Source organism: Hydrogenophaga electricum (genome assembly GCF_030160815.1).
GTDB lineage: Bacteria > Pseudomonadota > Gammaproteobacteria > Burkholderiales > Burkholderiaceae_C > Hydrogenophaga > Hydrogenophaga electricum.
In genome coordinates, this window is the sequence record NZ_BSPB01000031.1 from 1 (window position 1) to 13,264 (window position 13,264).

The following is a 13,264-nucleotide window of genomic DNA, read 5'->3' on the forward strand; positions in this document are numbered from 1 at the left end:
GCGACAACGTGTCGATCACCGTCAAGCTGATCGCCCCCATCGCCATGGAAGAAGGTCTGCGCTTCGCCATCCGTGAAGGCGGCCGTACCGTCGGCGCCGGCGTCGTGGCCAAGATCATTGCCTGATTTTCCTGCTCGTCAGGGTTGAAAGCCAAGTAGGGGTATAGCTCAATTGGCAGAGCGTCGGTCTCCAAAACCGAAGGTTGGGGGTTCGATTCCCTCTGCCCCTGCCACAGGACAGTCAGCCGGCAAAGTCTGATTTTTTGCCTCGTTCTGTGTTCACAAGCCCGCCGAAGTCGTCAAGACCTCTGGTGGGCTTGCGTGTCTGAAGCTGGGCGCGTTCCTGCTCGCTGTAAGGCACGCCTTCCGTACTGAATCGTCTGGATCCTCATGGCCACTTCCGAAGTTCAAACCGTCAACACCGGAGCCGACAAGGCCAAGCTGGCTGGCTCGGTGGCCTTGCTGCTGGCTGGTTTTGTGGCGTTCTACCTGTTGTCGGGAAAAGGTGCGCTTGCACAGTGGGGCGTTCTGCTGGTGGCGGTTGCCGCGGCGGTGGGGATGTTTGTCGTGTCGGAGTCCGGGCGCCAGCTGGTGGCCTTTTTTCGCGATGCGTGGCGCGAGACCAAAAAAGTGGTCTGGCCTGCCCGCAAGGAAACCATCCAGATGACGGCTTACGTGTTTGTGTTCGTGGTGGTCATGGCGCTGTTCCTGTGGCTCACGGACAAGACGGTCGAGTGGGCGTTCTACGACCTGATTCTCGGCTGGAGGAAGTAATGAGCGACCAAAAAACGTCTTTGGGCGTGCCGACCGAAGGCATGCGCTGGTATGTGGTGCATGCCTATTCGGGTATGGAAAAGGCCGCTGAGCGCAATATCGTCGAGCGCATCAACCGCGCCGGCATGCAGGACAAGTTTGGTCGCATCCTGGTGCCGACCGAGGAGGTGGTCGAGGTCAAGAATGGCCAGAAGCGCACCACCGAACGCAAGTTTTTCCCCGGGTATGTGCTCGTGGAAATGGTGATGGATGACGACACCTGGCATTTGGTGAAGCACACCAACAAGGTCACGGGCTTTGTGGGCGGTGCGCGCAACCGGCCCGTGCCGATTTCTGAAGAGGATGTTCAGAAGATCGTCGACCAGATGCAGGAAGGCACCGACAAGCCGCGTCACAAAGTGGAATTTGTCGTGGGCGAATACGTGCGCGTCAAGGAAGGCCCTTTCACCGACTTCAATGGCACGGTGGACGAGGTCAACTACGAAAAGAGCAAGCTGCGCGTGTCGGTGACCATTTTCGGTCGCGCGACGCCCGTGGAGCTGGAATTCAGTCAGGTCGAAAAAGCCTGAGTTTTCAGAAGCAGGTGGTTCGGTCCGGCGCCTGTTTCTCCGTTTTCATCCGGACCCCCCATCGCGAGGAGGCTGCATGCACTGCGGCCGTTTGGACTCGCAGGAGCTGAAATATGGCGAAGAAAATCGTCGGCTTCATCAAGCTGCAAGTGCCAGCTGGTAAGGCCAATCCCTCTCCCCCGATCGGTCCGGCGCTGGGTCAGCGCGGCCTGAACATCATGGAGTTCTGCAAGGCGTTCAACGCCCAGACCCAGGGCGTCGAGCCCGGTCTGCCGCTGCCGGTGGTGATCACCGCTTTTGCGGACAAGAGCTTCACGTTCATCATCAAGACCCCCCCGGCGACGACCCTCATCAAGAAGGCCATCAAGCTGGACAAGGGTTCTCCGGTGCCCAACAAGCAGAAGGTCGGCAAGATCACCCGCGCTCAGCTGGAAGAAATCGCCAAGACCAAGATGAAGGACATGACCGCTGCCGACATCGATGCAGCCGTCAAGACCATCGCCGGCTCTGCCCGTTCGATGGGTGTGATCGTGGAGGGTGTGTGACATGGCCAAGCTGACCAAGAAGCAAAAAGCCCAGCAAGGCAAGATCGAAACCACCAAGCTCTACCCGCTGGCCGATGCGCTGGCGCTGGTGAAGGAATTCGCCAACGCCAAGTTCGACGAGTCCATCGATGTGGCCATTCAGCTCGGCGTGGACGCCAAGAAGTCTGACCAGGTGGTGCGTGGCGCCGTGGTGCTGCCCAATGGCACCGGCAAGACCAAGCGCGTGGCGGTGTTCGCTCAGGGTGCCAAGGCTGAAGAAGCCAAGGCCGCTGGCGCGGATGTGGTCGGTTTCGACGACCTGGCTGCCGACATCAAGGCTGGCAAGATGGACTTCGACATCGTGATCGCCTCGCCCGACGCGATGCGCATCGTGGGTACCCTGGGTCAGATCCTGGGCCCGCGCGGCCTGATGCCGAACCCGAAGGTCGGTACCGTGACGCCCGACGTCGCGACGGCCGTGAAGAACGCGAAGGCCGGTCAGGTGCAGTTCCGCGTCGACAAGGCCGGGATCATCCATGGCACGATCGGCCGCCGCTCGTTCGACGCCGACAAGCTGCAGGGCAACCTGTCGGCACTCGTCGATGCGCTGAACAAGGCCAAGCCGGCGACCAGCAAGGGTGTGTACCTGCGCAAGGTGGCGGTTTCGTCGACCATGGGTGTGGGCGTCCGTGTGGACACCCAGTCCATCGCGGCGTAATCGTTGAAAGAATTCGGGCGCTCCGCAAGGCGTGCCCGGGTGTGGTGGGCCCAGATGGCGGTTGAAAGACTGCCATCTGGGGCCATCCAAGACCGCTGGTGCCCAGGGGCTTCCCGCTCCCGGGCTTAATCGAGAAAGCCAGCGCAGATGGCGATCCCGCTGCAGATGGAATCCGTTCCGAAACAGTTGGTCGCTGCAATGAAGCGTGTGGAGGGCGCCAGCCCGAAGCATATTGAAGGAGTAGACCTTGAGTCTGAATCGCAGTGAGAAAGAAGCGGTCATCAATGAAGTGACCAGCCTCGCCGCTAAAGCTCAAACGCTCGTGATGGCGGAATACCGCGGCATCACGGTCGCTGCCATGGATCAACTGCGCGTGAAGGCACGCAGCAGCGGTGTCAGCCTGAGTGTTCTGAAGAACACCCTGGCCCGCCGCGCTGTGGCTGGCAGTTCGTTCGAAGTGGCTGGCGACCAGATGACCGGTCCGCTGATCTATGGCTTCTCCGAAGACGCTGTGGCCGCCGCCAAGGTGGTGGCCGATTTCGCGAAGACCAACGACAAGTTGGTGATTCGCGGTGGTGTCTACGGGGGCAAGGTCCTGGATCAGGACGGCGTGAAGCAACTGGCCAGCATTCCCACCAAGGAAGTGCTGCTGGCTCAGCTGTGTGGCTTGCTGATGTCGCCTATCTCCCGCACCGCCGTGGTGCTGGGTGCCCTGGCGGCCAAGAAGGGCGAAGGCGCTGCCGAACAACCGGCAGCCGAAGCCGCTGCCGCCTGATCGGCGTGGCGAGTTCGTTTTAACCAATTGTTAGGAAATCAAAATGGCATTCGATAAAGACGCATTTCTGACGGCTCTGGACAGCATGTCCGTCATGGAACTCAATGACCTGGTCAAGGCCATTGAAGAGAAGTTCGGCGTGTCCGCTGCCGCCATGGCCGCTCCGGCCGCTGGTGGCGCTGCTGGCGGTGGCGCTGCCGCTGCTGAAGAGAAGACCGAGTTCAACGTCGTGCTGACCGAAGCCGGCGCCAACAAGGTGTCCGTGATCAAGGCCGTGCGCGAAATCACCGGTCTGGGTCTGAAGGAAGCCAAGGACCTGGTCGACGGCGCTCCCAAGACCGTCAAGGAAGCGCTGCCCAAGGCCGACGCCGAAGCCGCTGTCAAGAAGCTGGTGGAAGCCGGCGCCAAGGCCGAACTCAAGTAATTCGGTTCCTTTCCAAGGCTGGAGCGCCCTGCTGGGGCCTCCAGCCTTTGGCGCTTTCAGAGCGCACCCAAAAATCGCTCCTTCCGGTGGACATCACTGAAGCGATTTTTGAGTGTTTTCTGATCCCGACTGCAGAAGACCACTTGGTTCGGGCCCGCGTGCAACGCGCGGGCCGTCCGCCATCGGCAGGTAGTGGCCTGCCGCCAAGTCTGCCGGCCAAGCCGGCAAGACAGTCGCCGCAGACCTCAAGCCCGGAGATCTCATGGCATCCGCATCCCGATACTCGTACACCGAACGCAAGCGCCTCCGCAAGAGCTTTGGCAGTCGCGAAAATGTGCTCGCGATTCCTTACCTTTTGCAAATGCAGAAGGACGCTTACACCGCGTTCCTGCAGGCGGAAACCCCCCCCAAGAAGCGCACCAACGAAGGCCTTCAGGCCGCGTTCGACTCGGCTTTCCCGATCGTTTCGCACAACGGCTTCGTGGAAATGAAGTTCGTCGAATACAACCTGGCCAAGCCGGCGTTCGACGTGCGCGAGTGCCAGACCCGTGGTCTGACCTTCGCTTCGGCCGTGCGCGCCCGCGTGCAGCTGATCATCTATGACCGCGAGTCGTCGACCGCGCAGTCCAAGGTGGTCAAGGAAGTGAAGGAGCAAGAAGTCTACATGGGCGAAGTGCCCCTGATGACCGACAAGGGCTCCTTCATCATCAACGGCACCGAACGCGTGATCGTGTCGCAGCTGCACCGCTCGCCCGGCGTCTTCTTCGAACACGACAAGGGCAAGACGCACAGCTCGGGCAAGCTGCTGTTCTCTGCCCGCATCATCCCCTACCGCGGTTCCTGGCTGGACTTCGAATTCGATCCGAAGGACGTGCTGTTCTTCCGTGTCGACCGCCGCCGCAAGATGCCGGTCACGATCCTGCTCAAGGCCATCGGTCTGACGCCGGAAGCGATCTTGGCCAACTTCTTCGTCAACGACCACTTCCGCCTGATGGACAGTGGTGCGCAGATGGCCTTCGTGTCCGAACGCCTGCGTGGTGAAGTGGCGCGTTTCGACATCACCGACAAGTCGGGCAAGGTGGTGGTGGCCAAGGACAAGCGCATCACCGTGCGCCACACGCGTGAGCTCGAACAGTCCGGCACGACCCACATCACCGTGCCGGAGGACTTCCTCATTGGCCGTGTGGTGGCCAAGAACATCGTCGATCCCGATACGGGTGAAATCATCGCCAAGGCGAACGACGAACTGACCGAAACCTTGCTCAAGAAACTGCGTTCGGCCGGTGTGCAGGATCTGCCTTGCATTTACACCAACGAACTCGATCAGGGTGGCTACATCAGCCAGACCCTGCGGATCGATGAAACCGCCGACGAGTTTGCGGCGCGTGTGGCCATCTACCGCATGATGCGCCCTGGCGAGCCGCCGACCGAAGACGCGGTGCAGGCCCTGTTCCACCGCCTGTTCTACAACCCGGACACGTACGACCTGTCGCGCGTCGGCCGCATGAAGTTCAACGCCCGTGTGGGCCGCGACGAAGCGACCGGTCCGATGGTGCTGTCCAACGAAGACATCCTGGCCGTGGTCAAGATCCTGGTGGATCTGCGCAACGGCCGTGGTGAAGTCGACGACATCGATCACCTGGGCAACCGCCGCGTGCGCTGCGTGGGCGAACTGGCCGAAAACCAGTACCGCACCGGCCTGGCCCGGATCGAGAAGGCTGTGAAGGAGCGTCTGGGTCAGGCCGAGCAAGAGCCGCTCATGCCGCACGACCTGATCAACTCCAAGCCGATTTCTGCGGCGCTCAAGGAGTTCTTCGGTGCGTCGCAGCTGTCGCAGTTCATGGACCAGACCAACCCGCTGGCCGAGATCACGCACAAGCGCCGCGTCTCGGCCCTGGGCCCGGGCGGTCTGACCCGCGAGCGCGCCGGCTTCGAAGTGCGTGACGTGCACGTCACCCACTACGGCCGCGTCTGCCCGATCGAAACGCCGGAAGGCCCGAACATCGGTCTGATCAACTCGCTGGCCCTGTACGCCCGCCTGAACGAGTACGGTTTCATCGAAACGCCGTACCGCCGGGTCGTGGACAGCAAGGTGACCAACGAAATCGACTACCTGTCGGCCATCGAAGAGAGCAAGTACGTGATCGCGCAGGCGAACGCGGCACTGGACGCCGACGGTCGCCTGACCGGCGAGTTGGTGTCTGCCCGTGAAAAGGGCGAATCCATCCTCACGGCCCCGGAAACCATCCAGTACATGGACGTGTCGCCGGCCCAGATCGTGTCGGTGGCCGCTTCGCTGGTGCCCTTCCTGGAGCACGACGACGCGAACCGCGCACTGATGGGCGCCAACATGTCGCGCCAGGCTGTGCCGACGCTGCGTCCGGAAAAGCCACTGGTCGGTACCGGCATCGAGCGCGTGGCCGCGATCGACTCGGGCACCGTGGTCACCGCCAACCGGGGTGGCGTGGTCGATTATGTGGACGCGACCCGCATCGTGATCCGGGTGAACGACGACGAAGCCGTGGCCGGTGAAGTGGGCGTGGACATCTACAACCTGATCAAGTATCAGCGCTCCAACCAGAACACCAACATCCACCAGCGTCCCATCGTCAAGAAGGGCGAGCTGATCCACAAGGGTGCCGTGATCGCCGATGGTGCGTCGACCGATCTGGGTGAAATCTCGATCGGCCAGAACATGCTGATCGCCTTCATGCCCTGGAACGGCTACAACTTCGAAGACTCGATCCTGATCTCCGAACGCGTGGTGGCCGACGACCGCTACACCTCGATCCACATCGAGGAACTGGTGGTGATGGCCCGCGACACCAAGCTGGGCGCGGAAGAAATCACCCGAGATATCCCGAACCTGGCCGAACAGCAGCTCAACCGCCTGGACGACTCCGGCATCATCTACGTGGGCGCCGAAGTGCTGCCTGGCGACGTGCTGGTCGGCAAGGTCACGCCCAAGGGCGAGACCACCCTCACGCCTGAAGAAAAGCTGCTGCGCGCGATCTTCGGCGAGAAGGCGTCCGACGTGAAGGACACCTCGCTGCGTGTGGACCAGGGCTCCTCGGGCACCGTGATCGACGTGCAGGTCTTCACCCGTGAAGGCATCACGCGCGACAAGCGCGCCCAGCAGATCATCGACGACGAACTCAAGCGCTTCCGCCTGGACCTGAACGACCAGTTGCGCATCGTCGAGGCCGACGCCTTCGACCGGATCGAGAAGCTGCTGACCGGCCGGATCGCCAACGGCGGCCCGAAGAAGCTGGCCAAGGGCACCAAGATCGACAAGGCCTATCTGGACGATGTCGAGAAGTACCACTGGTTCGACATCCGCCCGGCGGAAGACGACGTCGCCACGCAGCTGGAGTCCATCAAGAACTCCATGGAGCAGACGCGCCACAGTTTCGACCTGGCTTTTGAAGAAAAGCGCAAGAAGCTCACCCAGGGCGACGAACTGCCCGCTGGCGTGCTCAAGATGGTCAAGGTCTACCTGGCCGTCAAGCGCCGCCTGCAGCCTGGTGACAAGATGGCCGGCCGCCACGGCAACAAGGGCGTGGTTTCCAAGATCACCCCGGTGGAAGACATGCCCCACCTGGCCGACGGCACGCCGGTCGACATCGTGCTGAACCCGCTGGGCGTGCCTTCGCGGATGAACATCGGTCAGGTGCTGGAAGTCCACCTGGGTTGGGCCGGCAAGGGCCTGGGCCAGCGCATCGGCGACATGCTGCAGCGTGAAGCGGCCGCATCCGAGGTGCGCGGTTTCCTGGAGCAGATCTACAACAGCATGGGGCGCCAGGAAAGCCTGGCCGACCTGGGCGACGAAGAGCTGATGGCCATGGCCAAGGAACTGACCCACGGCGTGCCGTTCGCATCGCCGGTGTTCGATGGCGCGTCCGAGCAGGAAATCATGGACATGCTGAAGCTGGCCTACCCGGACGACATCGCCAAGGCCAAGGGCCTGACCGCGACGCGCACCCAGGCCCAGCTGTACGACGGCCGCACCGGTGAAGCCTTCGAGCGCACGACCACGGTGGGCTACATGCACTACCTGAAGCTGCACCACTTGGTGGACGACAAGATGCACGCCCGCTCGACCGGTCCGTACTCGCTCGTCACCCAGCAGCCGCTGGGCGGCAAGGCGCAGTTCGGTGGTCAGCGTTTCGGGGAAATGGAAGTGTGGGCGCTGGAAGCCTACGGCGCTTCCTACATCCTGCAGGAAATGCTCACCGTCAAGTCCGACGACGTGCAGGGCCGTACCAAGGTGTACGAATCCATCGTCAAGGGCGAACACGCGATCGATGCGGGCATGCCCGAGTCGTTCAACGTGCTGGTCAAGGAAATCCGCTCGCTGGGCATCGACATCGAACTGGAGAGGAACTGACCCCCGGCTGATACCGCCCGCGGCCCGGCTCGGCCGGCTGCGGGTGTTTTCGGCAAGTCACTTCTTTCCTAACGCTGTCTCAAGAAATTAAGGAAGTTCACTATGAAATCCTTGCTCGACCTGTTCAAGCAGTTCACGCCCGACGAACATTTCGATGCCATCCGCATCGGTCTGGCTTCGCCGGAAAAAATCCGCTCGTGGTCTTTCGGTGAAGTCAAGAAGCCCGAAACCATCAACTACCGCACGTTCAAGCCCGAGCGCGACGGTCTGTTCTGCGCCAAGATCTTCGGCCCCATCAAGGACTACGAGTGCCTGTGCGGCAAGTACAAGCGCCTGAAGCACCGCGGTGTCATCTGCGAAAAGTGCGGCGTTGAAGTCACGCAGACCAAGGTGCGCCGTGAGCGCATGGGCCACATCGATCTGGCCGCGCCTTGCGCCCACATCTGGTTCCTGAAGTCGCTGCCCTCGCGTCTGGGTCTGATCCTGGACATGACGCTGCGCGACATCGAACGCGTGCTGTACTTCGAAGCCTACGTGGTGACCGACCCCGGCATGACCCCGCTGAAGAAGTTCGGCATCATGAGCGAGGACGACTACGACGCCAAGCGCAAGGAATACGGCGACGAATTCATCGCGAAGATGGGCGCCGAAGGCATCAAGGACCTGCTGGAGAGCATCGACCTCGACATCGAGATCGAGAAGCTGCGCAACGACCTGACCGGCTCCGAGCTCAAGGTCAAGAAGAACGCCAAGCGCCTGAAGGTGCTGGAGGCGTTCAAGAAGTCCGGCATCAAGCCCGAGTGGATGATCATGGAAGTGCTGCCGGTGCTGCCGCCGGATCTGCGTCCGCTGGTGCCGCTGGACGGTGGCCGCTTCGCCACGTCGGACCTGAACGACCTGTACCGCCGTGTCATCAACCGCAACAGCCGTCTCAAGCGCCTGCTCGAACTCAAGGCCCCTGAAATCATCGCCCGCAACGAAAAGCGGATGCTGCAGGAAGCCGTGGACTCGCTGCTGGACAACGGCCGCCGTGGCAAGGCCATGACGGGCGCCAACAAGCGTGCGCTGAAGTCGCTGGCCGACATGATCAAGGGCAAGAGCGGTCGCTTCCGCCAGAACCTGCTGGGCAAGCGCGTCGACTACTCTGGCCGTTCGGTGATCACCGTGGGCCCGACCCTGAAGCTGCACCAGTGCGGTCTGCCCAAGCTGATGGCGCTGGAGTTGTTCAAGCCCTTCATCTTCTCGCGCCTGGAAGCCATGGGCATCGCGACTACCATCAAGGCCGCGAAGAAGGAAGTGGAAGCCGGCACGCCGGTGGTGTGGGACATCCTGGAAGAGGTCATCAAGGAGCACCCGGTTTTGCTGAACCGCGCGCCCACGCTGCACCGTCTGGGTATCCAGGCTTTTGAGCCGATCCTGATCGAAGGCAAGGCCATCCAGCTGCACCCGCTCGTCTGCGCGGCCTTCAACGCCGACTTCGACGGTGACCAGATGGCCGTTCACGTGCCGCTGTCGGTGGAAGCGCAACTGGAAGCCCGCACCCTGATGCTGGCCTCCAACAACGTGCTGTTCCCGGCCAACGGTGAACCGTCGATCGTGCCGTCGCAAGACGTGGTGCTGGGTCTGTACTACACGACCCGCGAGAAGACCAACGGCAAGGGCGAAGGCATGATCTTCGCGGACGTGGCCGAAGTCCAGCGCGCGCTGGACAACGGCGTGGTCGAGATCACCGCCAAGATCGCCGTGCGCCTGACGCAGTGGACCAAGGACAAGGTCACCGGTGAATTCGTGCCCAGCACCTCGCTGGTGGACACGACCGTCGGCCGTGCGCTGCTGTCCGAAATCCTGCCCAAGGGCCTGCCTTTCGAAGTGCTCAACAAGGCGCTGAAGAAGAAGGAAATCTCGAAGCTGATCAACGCCTCGTTCCGCAAGTGCGGCCTGAAGGAGACCGTGGTCTTCGCCGACAAGCTGCTGCAGAACGGTTTCCGCCTGGCGACGCGTGCCGGCATCTCGATCTGCGTGGACGACATGCTGGTGCCGGCCGAGAAGCACCAGATCATCGAGCGCGCCGAGAGCGAGGTGAAGGAAATCGCCCAGCAGTACGCTTCCGGTCTGGTGACCGCTGGCGAGCGCTACAACAAGGTGGTGGACATCTGGGGCAAGGCCGGTGACGAGATCTCCAAGGTCATGATGGAACACCTGAAGAAGGAAAAGACCATCGACCGCAACGGCAAGGAAGTCGACCAGGAGTCCTTCAACTCCATCTACATGATGGCCGACTCGGGCGCGCGGGGTTCTGCCGCCCAGATCCGTCAGCTCGCCGGCATGCGGGGCCTGATGGCCAAGCCGGACGGCTCCATCATCGAGACCCCCATCACGGCGAACTTCCGTGAAGGTCTGAACGTGTTGCAGTACTTCATCTCCACCCACGGGGCCCGGAAGGGCCTGGCGGACACGGCGCTGAAGACGGCCAACTCGGGTTACCTGACCCGTCGTCTGGTCGACGTGACGCAGGATCTGGTCGTCACGCACGACGACTGCGGCACGACCAACGGCACCCTGATGCGCGCCATCGTCGAAGGTGGTGAAGTCATTGAATCGCTGCGCGACCGCATCCTGGGCCGGACCACGGCCGAGGAAGTGATCCACCCGGAAACCCGTCAGCCCATCCTGGGCGGCGGCGTGCTGCTCGACGAGGACATGCTCGACGAGTTGGAAGCCGCTGGGGTGGACGAAGTCAAGGTGCGCACGGCGCTGACCTGCGAAACCCGTTTTGGTATCTGCGCCAAGTGCTATGGCCGTGATCTGGGTCGTGGTGGTCAGGTCAACATCGGCGAGGCCGTTGGTGTGATCGCTGCCCAGTCGATCGGCGAGCCCGGCACGCAGCTGACCATGCGGACCTTCCACATCGGGGGTGCGGCTTCGCGCGCCGCCGTGGCCTCCAGCGTGGAAGCCAAGTCCAACGGCATCATCGGTTTCAACAGCACGATGCGCTACGTGAGCAACACCAAGGGCGACCTGGTGGTGATCTCGCGCTCGGGTGAAATCATCATCCAGGACGAACATGGCCGCGAGCGCGAGCGTCACAAGGTGCCTTACGGCGCGACGCTGACGATCAAGCCTGACCAGTCGATCAAGGCCGGCACCATCCTGGCCAACTGGGACCCGCTGACCCGACCCATCATCACGGAATTCGCCGGTACGGTGAAGTTCGAGAACGTGGAAGAAGGTCTGACGGTGGCCAAGCAGGTCGACGACGTGACCGGTCTGTCCACGCTGGTGGTGATCGATCCCAAGCGCCGCGGTGCCGCCAAGGTGGTGCGTCCGCAGGTCAAGCTGATCGATGCCCAGGGCAACGAGGTCAAGATCCCCGGTACCGACCACTCGGTGACCATCGGCTTCCAGGTCGGCGCCCTGATCCAGGTGCGCGACGGCCAGGAAGTGGGCCCCGGCGAAGTGCTGGCGCGGATTCCGGTCGAAGGCCAGAAGACCCGCGACATCACCGGCGGTCTGCCGCGTGTGGCCGAGCTGTTCGAAGCCCGTTCCCCCAAGGACAAGGGCATGCTGGCCGAGATGACCGGTACCGTGTCCTTCGGCAAGGAAACCAAGGGCAAGGTGCGTCTGCAGATCACCGATCCCGAAGGCAAGGTCTGGGACGAGCTCATCCCGAAGGAAAAGAACATCCTGGTGCACGAAGGCCAGGTGGTCAACAAGGGCGAAAGCATCGTCGACGGCCCGGCCGATCCGCAGGACATCCTGCGCCTGCTGGGCATGGAAGAGCTGGCACGCTACATCGTCGATGAGGTGCAGGACGTCTACCGCCTCCAGGGTGTGAAGATCAACGACAAGCACATCGAGGTGATCGTTCGCCAGATGCTGCGCCGCGTCGTGGTCGAAAACCCGGGCGATTCGTCCTACATCGCCGGCGAACAGGTCGAGCGCTCGGAGATCCTCAACACCAACGACGCGCTGCGTGGCGACAACAAGATTCCTGCCACCTACAGCAACGTGCTGCTGGGCATCACGAAGGCCTCGCTGTCGACCGACTCGTTCATCTCGGCCGCTTCCTTCCAGGAAACGACCCGCGTGCTCACCGAAGCCGCGATCATGGGCAAGAAGGACGAACTGCGTGGCTTGAAGGAAAACGTCATCGTCGGCCGCCTGATTCCGGCCGGCACCGGCATGGCGTACCACGATGCCCGCCGCGTCAAGGAAAAGATGGACGACGAAGAGCGTCGGGCGATTGCCGAAGCCGATGCCCTGGCCCTGGCCGCCGACACCCAAGGCGACACCAGCGAAGTCCCGGGCAGCGCGGCGGAGTAAGGCCGTCCAGCACTGCCGGCGGGCCTTGCGGTCCGCTGGCTGGAAGCCCCCGCCCGTCCCGGGCGGGGGCTTTTTTGCTGGGCGCATGGCAGAGACGGGCCAGAGGCCTGCGGTATATTGGTTTGGACGTCCGTCAGGTCGGCCGTCTGGAGACGCGAGCGATGAACATCACGATCTGGATCTTGTTGGCCCTGGGCCTGATGGCCCTGTTCTGGGGGGTGGGGGCCTACAACCGCCTGGTGCGGCTGCGCAATGCGATCACGAATGCGTTTGGCCAGATCGACGTGCAGCTCAAGCGGCGTTACGACCTGATTCCCAATCTTGTGGACGTGGCCCGGAAGTACCTGGCGCACGAGGCGCAGACGCTGGAAGCGGTGATCGCGGCGCGCCAGCAGGCGCAAGGGGCCGAGAAGACCGCCGCGAGCCGGCCGCTGAATGCCGGGGCGCTGGCCGCTCTGGCGGGCGCCGAGCAGGCGCTGGGCGGTGCGTTGGGCCGGCTGTTTGCCGTGGCCGAGGCCTATCCCGAGCTCAAGGCCGATCAGACGCTGCGCGAATTGAGCGAAGAATTGGCGAGCACCGAAAACCGCATTGGTTTCGCGCGCCAGGCCTACAACGACCACGTGCTCGAATTCAACGATGCGGCGACGCAGTTCCCGGCGCTGATCATCGCGCGGCTGTTCGGCTTTTCGGCCCAGGCGATGCTGGCGTCGACGCGCGACGAGGTCGAGCGGGAGCCGGTGAAGGTGGCGCTGTAAAGGGTGACGGCGGGAC

Annotated in this window: 10 protein-coding genes and 1 tRNA gene; all 11 read left to right on the forward strand. The window is 62.6% G+C overall.

The annotated features are described in order from the left end of the window. Window positions 1-125, forward strand: a 125-nt coding sequence (locus QQK43_RS15885) for an EF-Tu C-terminal domain-related protein (protein ID WP_479723912.1), incomplete at its 5' end; no start/stop codon positions are given. 31 nt (window positions 126-156) lie between these two features. Continuing rightward, window positions 157-232 (forward strand) — tRNA-Trp (locus QQK43_RS15890). 157 nt (window positions 233-389) lie between these two features. Beyond that, entirely contained in the window at window positions 390-773 is a 384-nt protein-coding gene (gene secE, locus QQK43_RS15895; RefSeq protein WP_234267480.1) for a preprotein translocase subunit SecE, read from the forward strand. Further along, entirely contained in the window at window positions 773-1,342 is a 570-nt protein-coding gene (gene nusG, locus QQK43_RS15900) for a transcription termination/antitermination protein NusG (protein WP_234267479.1), read from the forward strand. Before secE ends, nusG begins: the two co-directional genes overlap by 1 nt. A 113-nt stretch (window positions 1,343-1,455) precedes the next feature. Then, window positions 1,456-1,887 carry a 50S ribosomal protein L11 gene (rplK, locus tag QQK43_RS15905; protein WP_066160539.1) on the forward strand — a complete coding sequence of 144 codons (432 nt, stop codon included), beginning with the start codon at window positions 1,456-1,458 and terminating at the stop codon, window positions 1,885-1,887. A gap of 1 nt (window position 1,888) precedes the next feature. Continuing rightward, window positions 1,889-2,584: a 50S ribosomal protein L1 gene (gene rplA / locus QQK43_RS15910; RefSeq protein ID WP_234267478.1), complete on the forward strand. Its 696-nt coding sequence runs from the start codon at window positions 1,889-1,891 to the stop codon at window positions 2,582-2,584. A 247-nt stretch (window positions 2,585-2,831) separates the two neighbouring features. After that, window positions 2,832-3,359: a 50S ribosomal protein L10 gene (gene rplJ, locus QQK43_RS15915; protein ID WP_234267477.1), complete on the forward strand. Its 528-nt coding sequence runs from the start codon at window positions 2,832-2,834 to the stop codon at window positions 3,357-3,359. A gap of 43 nt (window positions 3,360-3,402) precedes the next feature. Next, window positions 3,403-3,783 (forward strand): 50S ribosomal protein L7/L12, encoded by a 381-nt coding sequence (gene rplL / locus QQK43_RS15920; protein ID WP_234267476.1) that lies wholly within the window; start codon window positions 3,403-3,405, stop codon window positions 3,781-3,783. A 262-nt stretch (window positions 3,784-4,045) separates the two neighbouring features. Then, window positions 4,046-8,170 carry a DNA-directed RNA polymerase subunit beta gene (rpoB, locus tag QQK43_RS15925; protein ID WP_234267475.1) on the forward strand — a complete coding sequence of 1,375 codons (4,125 nt, stop codon included), beginning with the start codon at window positions 4,046-4,048 and terminating at the stop codon, window positions 8,168-8,170. Between the two features lie 102 nt (window positions 8,171-8,272). After that, window positions 8,273-12,493, forward strand: coding sequence for a DNA-directed RNA polymerase subunit beta' (gene rpoC / locus QQK43_RS15930; protein ID WP_284308518.1), 4,221 nt, complete (start codon window positions 8,273-8,275; stop codon window positions 12,491-12,493). A 161-nt stretch (window positions 12,494-12,654) separates the two neighbouring features. Continuing rightward, on the forward strand, window positions 12,655-13,248 hold the full coding sequence (locus QQK43_RS15935) for a LemA family protein (RefSeq protein WP_284308520.1): 594 nt from the start codon (window positions 12,655-12,657) through the stop codon (window positions 13,246-13,248). Window positions 13,249-13,264: the final 16 nt, after the last annotated feature.

Bases quoted from the DNA above. Each gene is read 5' to 3' on its own strand.
- secE (WP_234267480.1), top strand. From the start codon at position 390: ATGGCCACTTCCGAAGTTCAAACCGTCAACACCGGAGCCGACAAGGCC.
- nusG (WP_234267479.1), top strand. From the start codon at position 773: ATGAGCGACCAAAAAACGTCTTTGGGCGTGCCGACCGAAGGCATGCGC.
- rplK (WP_066160539.1), top strand. From the start codon at position 1,456: ATGGCGAAGAAAATCGTCGGCTTCATCAAGCTGCAAGTGCCAGCTGGT.
- rplA (WP_234267478.1), top strand. From the start codon at position 1,889: ATGGCCAAGCTGACCAAGAAGCAAAAAGCCCAGCAAGGCAAGATCGAA.
- rplL (WP_234267476.1), top strand. From the start codon at position 3,403: ATGGCATTCGATAAAGACGCATTTCTGACGGCTCTGGACAGCATGTCC.
- rpoB (WP_234267475.1), top strand. From the start codon at position 4,046: ATGGCATCCGCATCCCGATACTCGTACACCGAACGCAAGCGCCTCCGC.
- rpoC (WP_284308518.1), top strand. From the start codon at position 8,273: ATGAAATCCTTGCTCGACCTGTTCAAGCAGTTCACGCCCGACGAACAT.
- QQK43_RS15935 (WP_284308520.1), top strand. From the start codon at position 12,655: ATGAACATCACGATCTGGATCTTGTTGGCCCTGGGCCTGATGGCCCTG.